Genomic DNA, 16142 nt, shown 5'->3' with positions numbered 1-16142 from the left:
CCCGCTGCCTCCGCCCCCCCCGGACCGCCATCGGTGAGCCAGCGGCTCAATCGGGTGGAAGCGCGATTGTCGCGATTGGAAACCATGGCCGCCGACAGCATCAGCCGGCTCGACCGCTTGCAGCATCTGGTGGAACTGGTTCTTGGCGAATTGCATGTGCGCCGGCGCGAGCATGATGCGACCGCCCACGACCCGGCGCGCTGGTCGCCCGGGGGCTTTCCCCTGCTGCCGCGCAACCGCCCCGTCCAGTTCGGTATAGACCGGGAAGAAGAAGGCCTTGCGCCGGACGATTTCCTGGCAAGCGGCTGGTATGCGCGCGAAAACTGGGGCGTATGGGGACGCGATGCCGTTCAGGCGATCCGCTTCTCGGCCGCTGACTATCATGGCGGCTATCTCGACCTGCAACTTACCTTGCGCAGTTTCGTACCGCCGGGCGGGTCGCTGCCCGATGTCGACATAAGCGCCAACGGCTATTTTCTGGGCAGTCACCGGATCGGCAACGCCGCGAGGGTCTACCGCCTGCGATTGCCGCCATCGTGCGTCGGTGACGGCGACATATTGATCCAGTTGCGCCACGATTCACCGCAGATACCGGCCAAGGGCGACGTCCTTCGCGATAATCGCATCCTGGGGATCGGTCTTGTCGCGCTCAGCGTGTCAGGATAGGCAGAGATCGATCATGACGCAGTCTTCCGACCATCGCCTCGTCATTGCCCCCTTTTTGCTGGGGCAATTTTACTGCGACGCTGCCCTGACGGACAGTTCGGTATGCACCGAAAACGACGCCTCCATGCTCTGCTATGCGCTGGGAGTGAATGGCGGCACGCGGATCAACCAGTTTCTCGACGCGATCGGCCCGCGGACCAGCCCGTCGGGCCGCTACAGCCTGGGCTATACGCTTAACATTCCGCTGCTGCGCTATTTTCGCAAGGGCGATGACGGCTGGCATCTGGACGAAGGATTGCTGACCCACGACATCCACACCATCGAAGCGGTGGACCGGGATGTCGTAATCTACCTGTCCGCGAACCATTTCACCGACGCCAATGTCCCCTTGGTGCGGGAACTGGCCGGCGATCCGGCCAACCTCATGTGGAACCGGGACGGCCCGCTGGCGCCGGACGACTATTTCAACCACCCCATCGTCGCCTGGACCCTGTCCAATTACAGCGCACCCATCACGCGCATGCGGGAACAGGCTTTTCGCGCCGCCGCCGCCGCCATAAATGCGCTGTCGCCTGCGGCACGCGCCCGCATCGTCGGAATATCCGTGCTGGGCGAAGTGCACGACATGTTTCCCAACTTTGTCGATGGGCCAAGCCAGTTCATGGCCATGACGCGGGTAACCGACCTCTCGCCGCTCAACTGCAACGGCTTCCGCGTCTGGCTGTCGCAACGCTTCGGCACGACCGAGGCGCTGAACCGCGATATCGGGTCGAGTTTCGAAACATTCGATGCGATCACCCCTCCGTCCGTCGACCTTAATCGCGGCGAACAAGGCACGGTTTTCAACCATGTCGACATCAACGCCGCTGGCGTGGCCCCCATAACCGGCTGGATATACGATCGCCAGAGGCGGCCCATGGCTCTGGACATTTATGTCGACGGGGAATTGCTGGGGCAGGCGGAAACCGGACTTAGCCGGACCGATGTCGCCGAAATGCACGACTATATCGAAGACCCCAATGTCGGCTTCCGCTTCGATCTCGACTATCGCGGGATGAGTCACGGACGTCACGCGATCGAGATACTGGTCCGTATTCCCGGGCTCGACCCCTATTATGTGCAACGCATCGAGGTGGACGTCGAACAGGTCGGCGGCCGGCCGCCCGAACATCCGCCGCAATTGTCCAACATATGCAGCCCGCTGCCGGTATTCCGGTCGAACCTCAACCTGTCCGGCCATGTCGATGTGCCCTACGAACATGGCAAGCTGATCTTCAATCCGCTGGCGCGTCTCTGGCTGGAATATCGGAACGCTGTCGTCCGCAACTATTTCCAGCATTTCGTGAACATCCTGATCCAGGGTGGGATCGAACGGGAACGGGTATTCTCCCACCAGATAGCGCCCAATCTCTACGGTTCGTGGCTGTCGGACATCGTAGCGATCGACGCGATGCAGGACGGCAAGGACCAACTGGCCCATGGCGTCACCCTGTACGGCGGCACGTCCTTTGGCGCCGCGTTCGACCGAATGGCAGAAGAAAAGGGCTGGCGCCGCTACGGCGTCAATGAAATGCACCCGATCGTGCCGCTGGAACCGGACGAGTATCGGGCGATGTTCGAGAAGCATCGCGACGCCGGCGCGGTGTTCGTCGGACCCTACTATATGTCGATGCTGCCTTATAACGAGCAATCGGGGACCGATCTCGACCGGTTTCTCATTTCGTCACGTAATAGCCGGTGCGGGTCCGATCAATATTGGGCTGCGATCGCCGACATCATGACCAAATGACGATGGCAATTTCGTAGCGTGTCACAATCCCATGCAATATGCTTCGTTGGACGCCACGGATCGGGGGGCGCATCGTTGGGATCAATATTGGCGCCGATATGGGGCGGGGGGTGAGCGATGGAGTTGAATGACGAACCGGCTTTTCACTCGCGCTACGGCGGCTTGTGGATCGATCGCGCGGACTGGCGCCAGCAGATCACCGCGCGGAAACTGACGCCTGAACAGGCCAACCAGATCGAAAATTTCGTGACAAACGGCTTCATCGTGCTGGAAGGCGCGGCCGATCCCGATCTGGTCGACCGTTTCCGGCAGAGGATTGCAACCTCCTTTCGGGAGGGCAATGCCGATGTGCTCTATCAGCGCCACGGCTACAGGGACGTGACGCCGCTTGCCGAGCCGGCCGACCGCCTCGGCGTCCGCGTGGTCGATTCCTACGTCCCCCTGACCGAAGCGCTCGACCTTCTCTCGTCGCCGGCGCTGCTTGCTTTCCTCAACCTCATATTCGAAGCCGACCCTCTGCTGTTCCAGAGCCTGAGTTTCGACCAGGGATCGCAGCAGCGGCTGCATCAGGACACCGCCTATGTCGTTGTCGACAAGCCGCTGGAACTGGCGGCCTGCTGGATCGCGCTGGAAGACATTCAGCCCGGATCGGGCGAACTCATGTATGTTCCGGGCAGCCATCGCCTGCCTGACTGGAATTTCGGTGCCGATCGTAAGCATTGGGTTCGCGGCATCGACGGCCTGGACATCCATAATGAATGGGCACGCCATCTCGATGCCCATGCCGCCAAAAGTGAGCAGGGCATTCAATATTTTCTGCCGAAAAAGGGCGACATTCTGATCTGGCATGCCGATCTTGCGCATGGCGGGGCGGTCGTGACCGTGCCGGACCTGACCCGCCAAAGCCTGGTCGGGCATTTTTGCCCGCAGGGCAGAACGCCGAAATTCTTTGGCGATCATCCGCACCTGGCGACCGTGGAGCATCACGACCGACTGGCCTATTGCAGCCAATATTATAATCTTGCGGAGCGGGAAAAAGCGGCGGAACCGGAGCCGGAGTCCGATAAAGGGACGGGTGGCATGCTCAGCCGCTTGTTTAACCGCGACAAGTCCCGCGAGAAGAGCGCAAGCTGATTGCGCAGTGCGGCAATTTCCGGCTACTGCTTTCAGCGGAGCGGGGGAATCACAATGCCTTGCACCAAAATGATGATGACTTGCCGCACGACTTAGGCGCGGATCAGCGAGGGAGCGAAATACAGGCGCATGGCCAATCTGATCATTACCGGGGGAGCTGGTTTCATCGGCGCGAATTTCGTCCGTCACTGGCGCAAGGTTTCGCCCAATGACGGTATCGTGGTCCTGGATGCCCTGACCTATGCGGGCAATCCCGCCAATATCGTGGACGTACCCGACGTCACCCTGGTGGAAGGCGACATTTGCGACACGGCGCTCGTTTCGCGCCTGATGGCCGATCATGATGTCGACACGATCGTGCATTTCGCCGCCGAAAGCCATGTCGATCGCTCGATCACCGGGCCGGACGCCTTCGTCACGACCAATGTCGTGGGCACCCACAGCCTGCTCAAGGCCGCCAAGGCGGCATGGCTGGACAAGGGGACGGGCCGCCCCCACCGTTTCCACCATGTTTCAACCGACGAGGTTTACGGTACGCTGGAACTGGACGACCCGGCCTTCAGCGAAACTACGCCCTACGCGCCCAATTCACCCTATTCGGCATCCAAGGCAGGTTCGGATCATCTCGTCCGCGCCTATCATCACACATATGGGCTGGAAACCACGACCAGCAATTGTTCGAACAATTACGGCCCCTATCAATTTCCCGAAAAGCTGATCCCCCTCTTCACCATCAATGCATTGTCGGGCAAAAACCTTCCCATCTACGGCGACGGCATGAACATTCGCGACTGGCTGCACGTGGAGGATCACTGCATCGGTATCGAACTGATCCTGCGCAAGGGCCGGATCGGCGAAACCTACAATGTCGGCGGCGGACAGGAATTGCCCAATATCGAGGTAATTCGCGAAATCTGCCGCGGCGTCGATGCTGCTTTCGAACGCAATCCCGGCCTGGCCGCGATGTTCCCCGATGCCGCGGCCGCGCAGGGCAGGCCGTCGACCGATCTCATGACCTATGTGCAGGACCGCAAGGGGCACGACCGCCGCTATGCGATCGACGAGACCAAGATCCGCAGCGAACTGGGCTATGCGCCGGCACGCGATTTCCCGCAGGGCTTCGCCGACACGCTCAACTGGTTCCTCGACAATCAGGATTGGTGGCGTCCGCTGATCGACCGGGCCGCACTCGTCGCCTGACGAGGCACGCCGGCACTTCGCGGAAACGTATCCCAGCAAGGAATATTGATGAAACTCGATCTCATCATCCCGGTCTATCGCAATGTCGACCTCGTTCGGAATTGCCTGGAGTCCCTGACGGACCATCTGGATGAAATCCGGGATTACAGCCCGCGCGTCATTGTCATCAACGATTCGCCCGACGATGAGGATGTCGAACGCTATCTGAGCCAGAGCAAGGCAGCGGGCCTGATCGACCTCTATATCCGCAACGATGAAAATCTGGGCTTCGTCAAAAGCGTCAACAAGGGGCTGGCGCTCGCGAAGAAAAATGGTGCCGGCGCGATCCTGGTCAACAGCGACACCGTAACCTATCGCAACACGCTGGCGGAAACGGTCGCCGTGCTGCTTTCCGACCCGCAAATCGGTTTCGTCTGCCCCCGTTCCAACAATGCGGCCATCGCCACCTTCCCGCAGGCGCCCAACAATCTGTCGGGCATCGCAACCACGCCCGAAATCTGCCACATCGCTTGGGAATCGGTCTACCGCTACCTGCCGCGCTACACATTCGCGCCGACCGCGGTGGGCTTTTACATGCTGATCTCGCCCCAGGTCGTGGCGAATTTCGGCTATCTGGACGAGGAATTCGGCGTCGGATACGAGGAAGAGAACGACCTGGTGATGCGTGCAGGCAAGGTCGGCTACCGCGCCGCGCTGGCGAACCACGCCTATGCCTATCATGCCGGTTCGGCGTCCTTCATGCTGCATGAAATCGACTTCAAGGGGCAGCAACAGGGCAACCTCCAGAAGATCGCGGGTCGCCATCCCGAATTTCTCCCGCTGGTCTGGGAATTTGAGCGTTCGCCCGAATATCGCGCGATGACGCAACTCAAGAACCTGGTACCGACCGCGGACGGCAAGCTGAAAATCGCGCTCAACCTGCTCACCATGGGCCGCCATCATAACGGCACCAACGAACTGATCCTCAATTTCATTCGCTGGTGCGACCGCCGTGCGCACGAATCGTTCGAAATCTATGCGATCTGCGACCGTTCGGTGGCCGAGTTCCACAAGCTGGACAAACTTCGGCATGTGAAGCTGCGCACCGAGATTTCCCCCGTCTATGCAGCGTCAATCTTTTTCGGGCAGCCCTTCGATCTGCACCAGATCAACGTCATGGAACATCTGGCGCCGGTCAACATCTACGGCATGCTGGACGTGATCGCACTCGACTGTTCCTATTTGCGGGGCGGCAACGACGTATTCTCGCTCTGGTCCTACGTGGCCCGCAACGCCAACGGGCTGTTCTTTATCAGCCAGTTTTCCGAAGATACGTTCCGCCACCGTTTCGTGCGCAAGGATCGCACCGACAAATATACCCGCCTGCTGCCAACCCGGCCGTCGGCCTATGCTGCGCGCTATGAGGGACTGACCACTGGTCGCGAGCATGTGCTCGTCATGGGCAACCATTTCGCACACAAGGCCGCCGGCGTCACGGGCGAGGCGCTTGCCAAGGCGATACCGAGCCTGTCGGTCGTCCTCATGGGAAGGGGAAACCCCTCCCCGCTCCGCAATGTGCGGGAACTGCACGCCGGCGTCGTTCCGGAAGAAGAAATGAACGAGATTTTCGCGCAGGCCAGCGCGATCATCCTGCCGTCCTATTATGAAGGATTTGGCCTGTCCCTGCTGCATGCGCTTTCCCTGGGAAAGCCTGTCGTGGCCCGCGACATCCCCGCGACGCGCGAGATCCTGGCGACATTCGAATCGGTCGAGGGCGTGTTCCTCTATTTCGACGACAAGGATCTGCCCGATCAGGTCCGCAAGGCGGTCGAAATCGGACGGTCGAGCGTCGTCGAACGCGATTGCATCGACTGGGATGAATGGTCGAAGGGTCTGTTCGAATTCGCGACTGCGCAGATCTCAAAGCCGGACCTTTACGACCGGCTGATGGACCGCATCGACGACGGCGACATGTTGCGCAAGACCTACACCGCCAAGGATCCGCTGCCCGAGCCGGTCATGACGGCACCCGTACCGGCCGCCCCTCCTCCGCCCGCTGTGCCGACACCGGCCACGCCGGGTGCCCCGGATGCAGACCTTATGCCTGCCGTCACGGTGGATGTGGGCGCGATCCTCGCCCTGGACGGAGAGGATTTCGTCGAAACCTTCTACCGGCAAATGCTGGGCCGGCGCGCCGATCCCGCTGGCCTGGTGCATCATGTCGCGTTGCTGAGCAGCGGCATTTCAAAGGCCGACATACTTCGGTCGATCCTTGAATCCCCCGAATTCACGGAACGTCGCGCGACCGTCACGGTCGTGGGCGCGGAACTGGTCCAGCCCCGGGGCAAGAAGCGTCGCAGGCTGCTTCAACTGGGGTGAATCACGCCGGTCCGGCGGCGCGACGATTGGCCAGACGATTTTAACAAGTCGGCCGGAGAGCGTGACGGAAGCCCTTGACGGGGTAAAATAGGGCCGTTATCTGCGCGTCTCCGGCGAGCGAACGACCCGCCTTGATGCCCGATCGTCTAAAGGTAAGACTACGGACTCTGACTCCGTCAATTGAGGTTCGAATCCTCATCGGGCATCCAACTTCCCCCGATAACAGTCGGTTTGACTGCGAAACCTATCCGCTTTTTCGCGCAAGAAGGCAGCGCGGCGCCGGCCGCGTCAGGCCACGCCTTGTATCACGCCCATGGTCCGCCGCTTGCGCTTGACCGGGCGGGGGAGAGGCAAGACCTCCGATGGGTCGCGCTCCAGCCGATCAACCGCGTTGGCCACGAGCATGGCAAGCCCTTCCTCACTCAAAAGGCCGCCGCGAATCAGGCAGCGATCCACCAGCACGCGTCGAAAGGCGGAATAGAGCGCCATGTCCGGCTGACGCGGCGCGCCCCAGAAATCGTCCAGGCTGGTCTGATGCACGACGCCGGGAACCTTGTAGACGGCATGGCCCAGAACGACCACCGGCTTGCCGCTGTTGAGCGCCAGCGTCCCTACCGTGCTGTTCACCGTCACGACGCCCTGCGACTTGCCGACGACTTCCGCAATATCCCAGTCCGACAGGTAGAACACCCTGTCGCCGATGCCATAATGATCGGCCAGGCGCCGGGTCAACCGCGCCCAGCCCACCAGGCCCGGATCGAGCGGGTGACGCTTCACCAACAGCGAGACGCCGTCCGGAGCATGCTGCGCGAAACTCTTGAGCACGAACCGCAACGCGGCCCGCATGTCGCCAAAGGGCGAATGAACCCGGATCTGGTAATCGGAATTGAGCTGGAGAGGCAGGGTGAAATAGGGCCGGTCCTTCACCGCGTCCCAGACCGCGTGGGATCGCCGCTCTTCCCCCTTGCGCACCATGAGCTTCCAGCACCAGGCGACCGATTCCAGCAGGAAACTGTGCGGCCGATGCGTCCGGTAATAGGGAAAATAGGGGCGCATGAACGCCGCTGCCAGCCCGTTGCGCATGGTGTTGCGCGCCCGCGCCTGAAAGGTCGACGGCACGGGCGGCTGCCCGGCATCATGGTCCGGCAGCCCATCGGCCTGTTCAATATACCATTCCGGATCGAGCGGCAGGGTAGAATTGCCGTTCACACCATCGTCCTGAAGCGTCAGGAAGTCGGGTCTGATATAGCCTTCCTCCATGCAGTGCACGCGCAGGCCGCGCAGCCGGGCCATGCCGTGCGCCGATGCGTGGTAGGGACGGCAATCGCCGTACAGGATCAGATCGGTAACGCCATGGTTGACGATGAAATCGTCGAAGAACAGGGGCCAGTTGCGGAATGTCCCGCGATAGTCGGTCGCGTCGTCCGGCCAGTCGACCTTGTCGCCGCCGTTGATGTTGATGCGCAACGCCCTGTGTCCGCGCGCGCGCAGCGCCTCCGCCAGCATCGCGAAATAGGGACCGTGCGGCCCTTGCAGGAACAGGAAGGTCTTCACCGACGCCTCAGCCATGAAGATATTCCGCGGACAAGGTCATAAATCGCCGTAACTTCCCCTGTGCTGCCCGCAACCTGATAAGCCATGTAACCGGCGGCGTCGACCCGTCTGCCAGGCGGTCCACCATCACTTCGGGGCCACAAGGCAATCGGGTCACCGGATCCAGATAGCGAGGATAGAGAATCAGGGCGGCGGCGACAAGTTGATCCAGCGTCAGCGACCGTCCCCGTCTGGCACTGGGCTGTGCAAGATCGCGGGTCAGGCCCCATCCGGCATAGAAAGGCATGCCGTGCACCGTGACCCGGCATCCGCGCATCAGTGCCTCGAAACCGGTGAGCGAGGACAGGACATGAACGTCGTCCACCGCCTGTACCAGCGGCATCAGTGGAGAACCGGCGTCGATAGCGTCGGCGTGGGCCAGAACCGCCGATTCCGCCAAATGCCCCTTGCGGTGCCCCGCCTGCACGTCGGGATGCGGCCGGTAGATTATGAAGGCGTCTGGTTCGGCGCGGCGCACCCGTGCCAGGAAATCCAGGTTCCCGTCGACGCCCGCGCCGCCCAGCCGCACTGACATGTCGTCATCCACCTGCCCCACGGCAAGTACCGTGCGCCTGCCGGCTGGCAGGTCGATCGCGCGCCCCACCCCCGCCCCATATTTGGTGACGCCCGACATGCAGATGCGGGTCCGAAGCGCCCGCGCGCGATCCACCAGCAGGGCGGGGAAATCATGCGTCGCGAGCAATCTTTCCAGATCGCTCTCAACCCGGGCATTGTAATAGATACCCCGCCGGTCGACGACGACCGACCCGGGCGGATGCAGCGCGGCGCCAAGCCCGCGCGACCGAAGGAACCCATCCTCCACGCGCGCGATCGGCACGCCCGCCGCGGATGCCTCCTGCACCGTGTCGGCCGGCACCCGCGACGGCCAGATCGCCAGCGCCTGTCCGGTCTGCCGCGCCCGGCGCAGGCCCCGCGCCGCCGGCAGGAAGGGCGGAGCGCGCCGTCCGTCCCACAGGAAATGTCGGATCGCCTCCCGCTTCCAGAACGCCATGCCGCTCGCCGCCGCGATGTCCCGGTTGCCATCCAGATGGCGCCGCCAGTCGGCGAGCTGGGTTATCGTCGACCGGGTGTCGGCGGGCGCTCCGGTGAACGGATTGCGGTAACGCGCCGCGGCCAGTTCTTTGCGCAGCGTGAGGCGCAACTGCGCGGGATCGACCTTCCTGCCATGGGACGTAAAAACCGGGACACCCAACACGCCCGCAACCAGCGCGAGTTCATCGCCGGGCGCCGCCCACAGCGCACGCGCCTGCGCCAGCAATGCCCAGGGATCGCAATCGGCTCCAATGGCACGGCCGGGCATGCGCGGCACCTGACCGTTGCGGCTCCGTATCAGTCCGATCTCGTCGGGCATGACGCCCGCAAGCGCACTCGCGGGCACGCTCATGTCGGCGCCGATGACGATGCGCAGGCCCTGCGGCTTATCTCCCCAGAAGCAGCCCCCGACGCGCGCTTGCGCGAGCGCATCGATCATCGCGTCGTCGACCGCCGTCGCATCGTCGACCGCATCGGTCTTGTCGCTGATCGCGGCGACCGTGGACGGGATGCCGGGAAAGGGGGGAGATCGCAGGAAAGATGTGGGGGGCATGATGCGAGAACCGCCGCTACCTGCACGTGCGGGCCAAGGTCACGTACCCGACAGCATCAATGTCCGTGGTCAACCACATCGTCCGTTCCCTGGCTTCGCGCTATCCTTGGGCAGGCGCGCACTGAAAATCAAGGAACAGAAGCTGTTACTTCTTCAATCAGATCCGTCACAATATCAAAATAGTCGCGCCATGTGGGCGGTCGCCATGCCGCAATGCGGCGCTGCTGGGCTGCCCGTTCGGGCGATCCGTCGCGCGCGTAGGCGCCGATGGCGCGCATCCATCCCAGTCCATCCAGCGGATCGATATAATCCGGCGCCTCCCCTCCTACTTCGCGGTGAGCCAGGATGTCGCTGCAAATGACCGGCACGCCCGCAGACAGCGCTTCGACGACCGGCATGCCGAACCCCTCGGCAAAGGACGGCATCAGCATCGCCCGTGCCCGCGCGACCAGGGACTGCATCCGATTGTCGGACACTTCGCCCGCTTCGATCACATGGCCGCGCAACGCCTCGCCGCGCTCCAGCAGGTCGATGACATTCTCGTTTTCCCAGCCGCGCCGACCGATCAGCACCAGGACCGGCGCTGCGTCGCCGAGCGTTTCAACAAGCCGCCGCCAGACGTTGAGAAGCAGCAGATGGTTTTTTCGCGGCTCGATGGTGGAAATATAGACGAAATACGGTCGGTCGGGCACCCCTTCATCGCTCGCGCCGAATATGTCGGGCGCGTCCGCACCGAAATGGGCCACGCGAATGATCCGTCCGTCCAGACCCCGCTTCATGTGCGGCGCCAGAGCGTCGACCGTTGCCTGGCTGTTGCCGATGATCCCGGTTGCATAGCGGTCGATCGTGCGGACCCGGCGCAGATGCTCCGCCGCACCCTGGGGACGCGCGAATTCGGGATGGCTCAGCGGAATGACGTCGTGCACCAGCGTAACGAATTTCGCGCCCTCCGCGCGCAGGATCGCCCCCACTTTCGACTGGTCGTCCAGATGATGCGGCGACACCTGAAGGTAGATGCGCGATCCGTTCGCGCGCGGCACCGGGCGGGGACGGGTGGCGAACATGTGGCGGATGGTCGCAGCCTTGCCTTCGCTTGCGTCCGAAAGGCCGGCATTGCGCCATTTCGCCGCCGTGAAGGCCAGAAACTGGCGGACCGCGTGATTGGACAAGCGGCCATAATAGCCGCCCGCCGGGTGGACGGCCGCGAAAGCCAGCCGGTCGGGTATCCGGTCCAGCAATTCCCGGGCATAGACATATTCGACCCGGTCTATCCCGGTCGGCGCGGCATGAAAGGACCGGGACAGCAGGCGGGAGAGGTCCAGTATGACTTCGCTTTCGCCCCGCGCGCCGTGATGCAGCGCGCCGGCACGCTTCGATTTCAGCGCCAGCCGGGCGCCAGGTGCGGTGAAGGGACGCAGAACCATGTCAGCAGCGGGGTAGCGAAACGGACATCAGAAAGCGGCACGAATCTCTTCGGCCAGCGCTTCGAGCACCGCCTTGTCCGCTGCCTCGCCCTGCCCGTGCGTGGCAAAGCCCTTGGGATCGCCCTCCCAGCGCGGCAGGATGTGGACGTGGGTGTGGAAAATGGTCTGCCCGGCCGGCGCCCCGTTGAATTGCGCGATCTGGATGCCGTCGGGGTCCAGCGCCTTGCGAATCGCGACCGCCACCTTCCTGGCGCACGCCATCACCTGCGCAATCGCCTCATCCTCCATTTCCAGCAGGTTTCGCGCCTTAGACCATTTGGAAATGACGAGCGCGTGACCGCGCGTCTGCGGCATGATGTCCAGAAAGGCGAGCGTATCGTCGTCCTCGTACAATCGGGTGCACGGGATTTTCCCCGCTATGATGAGGGCGAAGACATTGCCCTCGTCATAAGTGCCGTCCAGGCTCATGGAACCGCCCTTAGCTGATATAATGGGCGGTCGTCTTAGCAGCCACTTCCTCCGCCGTCACGCCCGGCGCCAGTTGGATCAGCTTGAACGGGCTGTCATGATCAGGCCGCTGGAACACGGCCAGGTCGGTGATGATCATGTCCACGACATTTTTCCCGGTCAGCGGCAGGGTGCAGGCCGGAATGAACTTGGGGTCGCCGTTCTTGGACGTGTGCTCCATGACGACGATGATCTTCTTGACGCCCGCAACCAGGTCCATTGCGCCGCCCATGCCCTTGATCATCTTGCCGGGGATCATCCAGTTGGCGATGTCGCCATTTTCCGCGATTTCCATCGCACCCAGCACGGTAAGGTCGATGTGCCCGCCGCGGATCATCGCGAAGCTGTCAGCGCTGGAAAAATAGACCGTGTTAGGCTGTTCGCTGATCGTCTGCTTGCCCGCGTTGATCAGGTCCGCATCCTCTTCCCCCTCATAGGGGAAGGGACCGATCCCCAGCATGCCGTTTTCCGACTGAAGCGTCACTTCCACGCCGTCGGGAATATGGTTCGCCACCAGCGTCGGGATGCCGATGCCCAGGTTCACGTAGAAACCGTCCTGCAATTCCTTCGCCGCTTGCGCGGCCATCTCGTCACGAGTCCAGGGCATGTTCACTTCTCCCCATCGGCAGGCGGCGCCCACCTTTTGTCCATCGGAAACACATCGTCGAAGCCGCCCTTCAGGCCGCTTCCATAAACAGGGTTCGGCAGGATGAACCAGCCCTTGCCCCACATCGCCGCGACTGCCGGTCGCATCGTTGCGGCGCGGCGGGCCGGCACGGCCTGCCCGGCATTGAACAGGTCCGAAAAATCCCCGAGCTGGTCGCCGCCCATGGCGATCACGCAATAGCGGGACGCGATGGTCGCGCGGCGACCATCCTTGTGGCTCCCCATGGCATCGTCGCCATTCAGGAACAGGGTCTGGCCATGCACTGCCGCGCCCAGCCCGGCCGCAGCTATCGCCCGTGCCGTGGCATCGGCATTGGCAGTCGACCGGTTGGTGTTGAACACGACAGTAACGCCCATCTTGCGCAGCGCGGCGATGCCGCCATCCGCGCCCGGCACCGGCACGACAGCTCCCTCCCCCGTCCGCTCCCACGCGTCCCAGTCGGCGGCATCATAGCCCTTGCCGGTGGTGGCATCATGATATTCGAAGCCCAGGTTGAGCATGACCGTTTCGTCGACATCGAAAATGGCGGCGAACGGCTTTTCGCCGCAGGGCACGAAATGCGGGGCTTCGAGCGCTGCGCCCTCCGCCAGGACCACGCTGTCCGCCGGCCGCGCCTTCACCTTTGCGGATACATAGGCGAGCAACGCGTTCCATGCCTGCGCCGAAAGCGCGGCGCCCTCGCCCGATCCATAGAGATATTGCATCCCGGCCGGAGGAGCGGCAGGCGGCGGCGCGGAAACGAGCGCGGGCGGCGCGGGGGCACAGGCGCCGAGCAATGCCAGCACCCATAGCAGCGCGGCACGCTTCGCCGACGGCATCAGACTGCCTCCCGCTGCCTCACCGTGCGGAATTCGATCTTCTTGTCATAGGGCGCGCCGATGATCATGCGCTTCACATAGATGCCGGGCAGGTGAATGCAGTCCGGATCAAGGCTGCCGGTCGGCACCACTTCCTCGACTTCGGCGATGCAGACCTTGGCGGCGGTCGCCATCGGCTGGTTGAAGTTGCGGGCAGTCTTGCGAAAGATCAGGTTGCCGCTCTCGTCGGCCTTCCACCCCTTGATGATCGCGACATCGGCGAAGATGCCGCGCTCCAATATATAATCCTCGCCGTCGAAGGTCTTGACCTCCTTGCCCTCGGCGACCTGGGTGCCCACCCCCGTCTTGGTGTAGAAGCCGGGAATGCCCGCGCCGCCAGCGCGGCAGCGTTCGGCCAGCGTCCCCTGCGGACAGAATTCGACCTCCAGCTCGCCAGCCAGATATTGCCGCTCGAATTCCTTGTTCTCGCCGACATAGGAGGAGATCATCTTCCTGACCTGTCGTGTCCGAAGCAGTTTGCCCAGACCCTCGCCGTCGATGCCGGCATTGTTGGAGGCGATGGTCAGATCCTTGACCCCGGACTCGCGGATCGCGTCGATCAGGCGTTCGGGGATACCGCACAGGCCGAACCCGCCCGCGCACAGATGCATACCGTCGAAGAGCAACCCGTCCAGCGCAGTCGCAGCATCGGGGTAGAGCTTGTTCACCATCGCCTGTCTCCTCGTCCGTCTTGGCAACAGCCATAGGCACGGACAAGGGGTCGGTCAATTTGCTGCGATGGCGAACAGCGCGATAATTACGCCCTGCTAAATCAGTCCGGCGAGCGGGCTCGACGGATCGGCATAGAGTCGCTTGCCCATGCGACCGGCCCGATAGGCCATGCGACCGGCCTCCACGCCCGCTTTCATCGCGGCGGCCATCAGCACCGGGTCCTTCGCTTCGGCGATGGCGGTGTTCATCAGGACGCCGGTGCAGCCCAGTTCCATCGCCTCCGCCGCTTCCGACGCCGTGCCCACGCCAGCGTCGACCAGCACGGGCAGCCGCGTTCCCTCCACGATCAGGCGGATCGTCACCCGGTTCTGGATACCCAGGCCCGATCCGATCGGCGCGCCCAGCGGCATGATGGCGACCGCGCCCGCATCCTCCAGCCGCTTGGCCGCGATCGGATCGTCGACGCAATAGACCATGGGCTTGAACCCTTCCTTTGCGAGGATCTCGGTCGCGCGCAGCGTCTCGACCATGTCGGGATAAAGCGTGCGCGCCTCCCCCAGAACCTCCAGCTTTACAAGGTCCCAGCCGCCCGCCTCGCGCGCCAGGCGCAGGGTGCGGATCGCTTCCTCGCCGGTGAAGCAGCCCGCCGTATTGGGCAGATAGGTGACTTTCCCGGGATCGATATAATCGGTCAGCATGGGCGCCTTGGGATCCGACACATTGACGCGGCGCACGGCCACAGTGACGATTTCGGCTCCCGACGCTGCCAGCGCCGCGGCATTCTGTTCGAAATTCTTGTATTTGCCGGTGCCGACGATCAGCCGCGACCGGAACGTCCTGCCCGCGACCGTCCAGCAGTCGTCGCCCACCGGCGACACCGCGCCGCCGCCCACGAAATGCACGATTTCCAGTTCGTCCCCGTCCTCGACACATACCTGCGCCAGCGTCGAACGCGGCACTACTTCCAGATTGCGCTCCACCGCCACCTTTTCGGGCACGAAGCCCAGTTCGCTCGCCAGTTCGGCCAGGGTGATCCCCTGCCGCACGCGGCGATGTTCGCCATTGATCCGGATGGAGATGGTGCCGTCTGTGGTCACGTCCTTAAGTCCCGCCTGAAATGGATAACATGTCTCGACGCGGCGAGACACGAAGGTCTAAAGATCGTCGCGCATATAGGGGCGGCTTGGCCCCGCCCGCAACCAGCAAGGGAATGGCCGATGACAGACGCGCGCAAAATCTATGTCCTGAATGGCCCGAACCTGAACATGCTGGGCACGCGCGAACCGGAAATCTATGGTTTCGACACACTCGACGACATCGCCGAGCGGATGGAGGATGCTGCGACCCGTGCCCATGTCGAAATCGATTTCCGTCAATCGAACCATGAAGGCCATCTGGTCGACTGGCTGCAGGAAGCGCATGGCGAAGGCGCCCATGCGGTCATCCTCAATCCCGGCGGCCTGACCCACACGTCAATCGCGCTGCACGACGCGATCAAGGGGATCAGCGTGCCGGTGATCGAGGTACATCTGTCCAATCCCCATGCGCGCGAGCCCTTTCGCCACAAAAGCTATGTCGGCATGGCGGCGAAGGGAACGGTCGCGGGCTTCGGCGCGATGTCCTACATGCTTGCGCTGGAAGCCGCGCTGGAACTTTGAAGACGTAGCGA

At 62.9% G+C, this 16142-nt stretch carries 14 protein-coding genes and 1 tRNA gene; 7 read left to right on the top strand and 8 right to left on the bottom strand.

What is annotated here, in order from left to right:
- Window positions 1-33 precede the first annotated feature (33 nt).
- From J3E64_RS00840 to J3E64_RS00815, 6 genes are all read left to right on the top strand, one after another.
- Window positions 34-666, top strand: coding sequence for a hypothetical protein (locus tag J3E64_RS00840; protein ID WP_253338609.1), 633 nt, complete (start codon window positions 34-36; stop codon window positions 664-666).
- Between the two features lie 13 nt (window positions 667-679).
- Window positions 680-2455, top strand: a complete 1776-nt coding sequence (locus J3E64_RS00835; RefSeq protein WP_253338607.1) for a hypothetical protein — start codon at window positions 680-682, stop codon at window positions 2453-2455.
- Between the two features lie 117 nt (window positions 2456-2572).
- A complete protein-coding gene (locus J3E64_RS00830) occupies window positions 2573-3589 on the top strand; it encodes a phytanoyl-CoA dioxygenase family protein (RefSeq protein ID WP_253338605.1) in 1017 nt (338 codons plus the stop codon).
- 129 nt (window positions 3590-3718) lie between these two features.
- Window positions 3719-4789, top strand: a complete 1071-nt coding sequence (gene rfbB, locus J3E64_RS00825) for a dTDP-glucose 4,6-dehydratase (protein ID WP_253338603.1) — start codon at window positions 3719-3721, stop codon at window positions 4787-4789.
- Window positions 4790-4837: 48 nt separating this feature from the next.
- Window positions 4838-7147: a glycosyltransferase gene (locus J3E64_RS00820; RefSeq protein ID WP_253338601.1), complete on the top strand. Its 2310-nt coding sequence runs from the start codon at window positions 4838-4840 to the stop codon at window positions 7145-7147.
- A 135-nt stretch (window positions 7148-7282) separates the two neighbouring features.
- Window positions 7283-7356: transfer RNA gene (locus J3E64_RS00815), tRNA-Gln, on the top strand.
- A 79-nt stretch (window positions 7357-7435) separates the two neighbouring features.
- Here J3E64_RS00815 and J3E64_RS00810 read toward each other — a convergent pair.
- The 8 genes from J3E64_RS00810 to thiS all read right to left on the bottom strand — a co-directional run bounded on the left by J3E64_RS00810 (window position 7436) and on the right by thiS (window position 15570).
- Window positions 7436-8716: a capsule biosynthesis protein gene (locus J3E64_RS00810; RefSeq protein ID WP_253338599.1), complete on the bottom strand. Its 1281-nt coding sequence runs from the start codon at window positions 8714-8716 to the stop codon at window positions 7436-7438.
- Window positions 8709-10346 (bottom strand): beta-3-deoxy-D-manno-oct-2-ulosonic acid transferase, encoded by a 1638-nt coding sequence (locus tag J3E64_RS00805; protein ID WP_253338597.1) that lies wholly within the window; start codon window positions 10344-10346, stop codon window positions 8709-8711. The genes J3E64_RS00810 and J3E64_RS00805 overlap by 8 nt, the downstream gene beginning before the upstream one ends.
- Before the next feature lie 128 nt (window positions 10347-10474).
- Window positions 10475-11770: a glycosyltransferase family 1 protein gene (locus J3E64_RS00800; RefSeq protein ID WP_253338595.1), complete on the bottom strand. Its 1296-nt coding sequence runs from the start codon at window positions 11768-11770 to the stop codon at window positions 10475-10477.
- Between the two features lie 27 nt (window positions 11771-11797).
- Window positions 11798-12238: an HIT family protein gene (locus J3E64_RS00795; protein ID WP_253338593.1), complete on the bottom strand. Its 441-nt coding sequence runs from the start codon at window positions 12236-12238 to the stop codon at window positions 11798-11800.
- Window positions 12239-12248: 10 nt separating this feature from the next.
- The gene (locus J3E64_RS00790) at window positions 12249-12884 is read right to left on the bottom strand and encodes a 3-oxoacid CoA-transferase subunit B (protein ID WP_253338591.1); all 636 of its coding nucleotides are present in this window, start codon (window positions 12882-12884) and stop codon (window positions 12249-12251) included.
- A gap of 2 nt (window positions 12885-12886) precedes the next feature.
- A complete protein-coding gene (locus J3E64_RS00785; RefSeq protein WP_253338589.1) occupies window positions 12887-13762 on the bottom strand; it encodes an HAD family acid phosphatase in 876 nt (291 codons plus the stop codon).
- On the bottom strand, window positions 13762-14472 hold the full coding sequence (locus tag J3E64_RS00780; protein WP_253338587.1) for a CoA transferase subunit A: 711 nt from the start codon (window positions 14470-14472) through the stop codon (window positions 13762-13764). The genes J3E64_RS00785 and J3E64_RS00780 overlap by 1 nt, the downstream gene beginning before the upstream one ends.
- Window positions 14473-14568: 96 nt before the next feature.
- Window positions 14569-15570, bottom strand: a complete 1002-nt coding sequence (gene thiS / locus J3E64_RS00775; protein WP_253338585.1) for a sulfur carrier protein ThiS — start codon at window positions 15568-15570, stop codon at window positions 14569-14571.
- Window positions 15571-15690: 120 nt separating this feature from the next.
- Between thiS and aroQ the strand changes: the two genes are divergently transcribed.
- Window positions 15691-16131 carry a type II 3-dehydroquinate dehydratase gene (aroQ, locus tag J3E64_RS00770; RefSeq protein ID WP_253338583.1) on the top strand — a complete coding sequence of 147 codons (441 nt, stop codon included), beginning with the start codon at window positions 15691-15693 and terminating at the stop codon, window positions 16129-16131.
- The last annotated feature ends 11 nt before the right edge of the window (window positions 16132-16142 follow it).

Origin of the sequence: Sphingobium sp. OAS761 (genome assembly GCF_024168485.1) — a bacterium.
In the GTDB taxonomy this organism is placed as follows: Bacteria; Pseudomonadota; Alphaproteobacteria; order Sphingomonadales; family Sphingomonadaceae; genus Sphingobium.
Note: the sequence above shows the minus strand (reverse complement) of the source record. Positions and strands in the feature narration are given on the sequence as shown.

Coding starts and splice junctions, on each gene's coding strand:
- J3E64_RS00835 (WP_253338607.1), top strand. CDS start 680: ATGACGCAGTCTTCCGACCATCGCCTCGTCATTGCCCCCTTTTTGCTG.
- J3E64_RS00830 (WP_253338605.1), top strand. CDS start 2,573: ATGGAGTTGAATGACGAACCGGCTTTTCACTCGCGCTACGGCGGCTTG.
- rfbB (WP_253338603.1), top strand. CDS start 3,719: ATGGCCAATCTGATCATTACCGGGGGAGCTGGTTTCATCGGCGCGAAT.
- J3E64_RS00820 (WP_253338601.1), top strand. CDS start 4,838: ATGAAACTCGATCTCATCATCCCGGTCTATCGCAATGTCGACCTCGTT.
- J3E64_RS00810 (WP_253338599.1), bottom strand. CDS start 8,716: ATGGCTGAGGCGTCGGTGAAGACCTTCCTGTTCCTGCAAGGGCCGCAC.
- J3E64_RS00805 (WP_253338597.1), bottom strand. CDS start 10,346: ATGCCCCCCACATCTTTCCTGCGATCTCCCCCCTTTCCCGGCATCCCG.
- J3E64_RS00800 (WP_253338595.1), bottom strand. CDS start 11,770: ATGGTTCTGCGTCCCTTCACCGCACCTGGCGCCCGGCTGGCGCTGAAA.
- J3E64_RS00795 (WP_253338593.1), bottom strand. CDS start 12,238: ATGAGCCTGGACGGCACTTATGACGAGGGCAATGTCTTCGCCCTCATC.
- J3E64_RS00790 (WP_253338591.1), bottom strand. CDS start 12,884: ATGCCCTGGACTCGTGACGAGATGGCCGCGCAAGCGGCGAAGGAATTG.
- J3E64_RS00785 (WP_253338589.1), bottom strand. CDS start 13,762: ATGCCGTCGGCGAAGCGTGCCGCGCTGCTATGGGTGCTGGCATTGCTC.
- J3E64_RS00780 (WP_253338587.1), bottom strand. CDS start 14,472: ATGGTGAACAAGCTCTACCCCGATGCTGCGACTGCGCTGGACGGGTTG.
- aroQ (WP_253338583.1), top strand. CDS start 15,691: ATGACAGACGCGCGCAAAATCTATGTCCTGAATGGCCCGAACCTGAAC.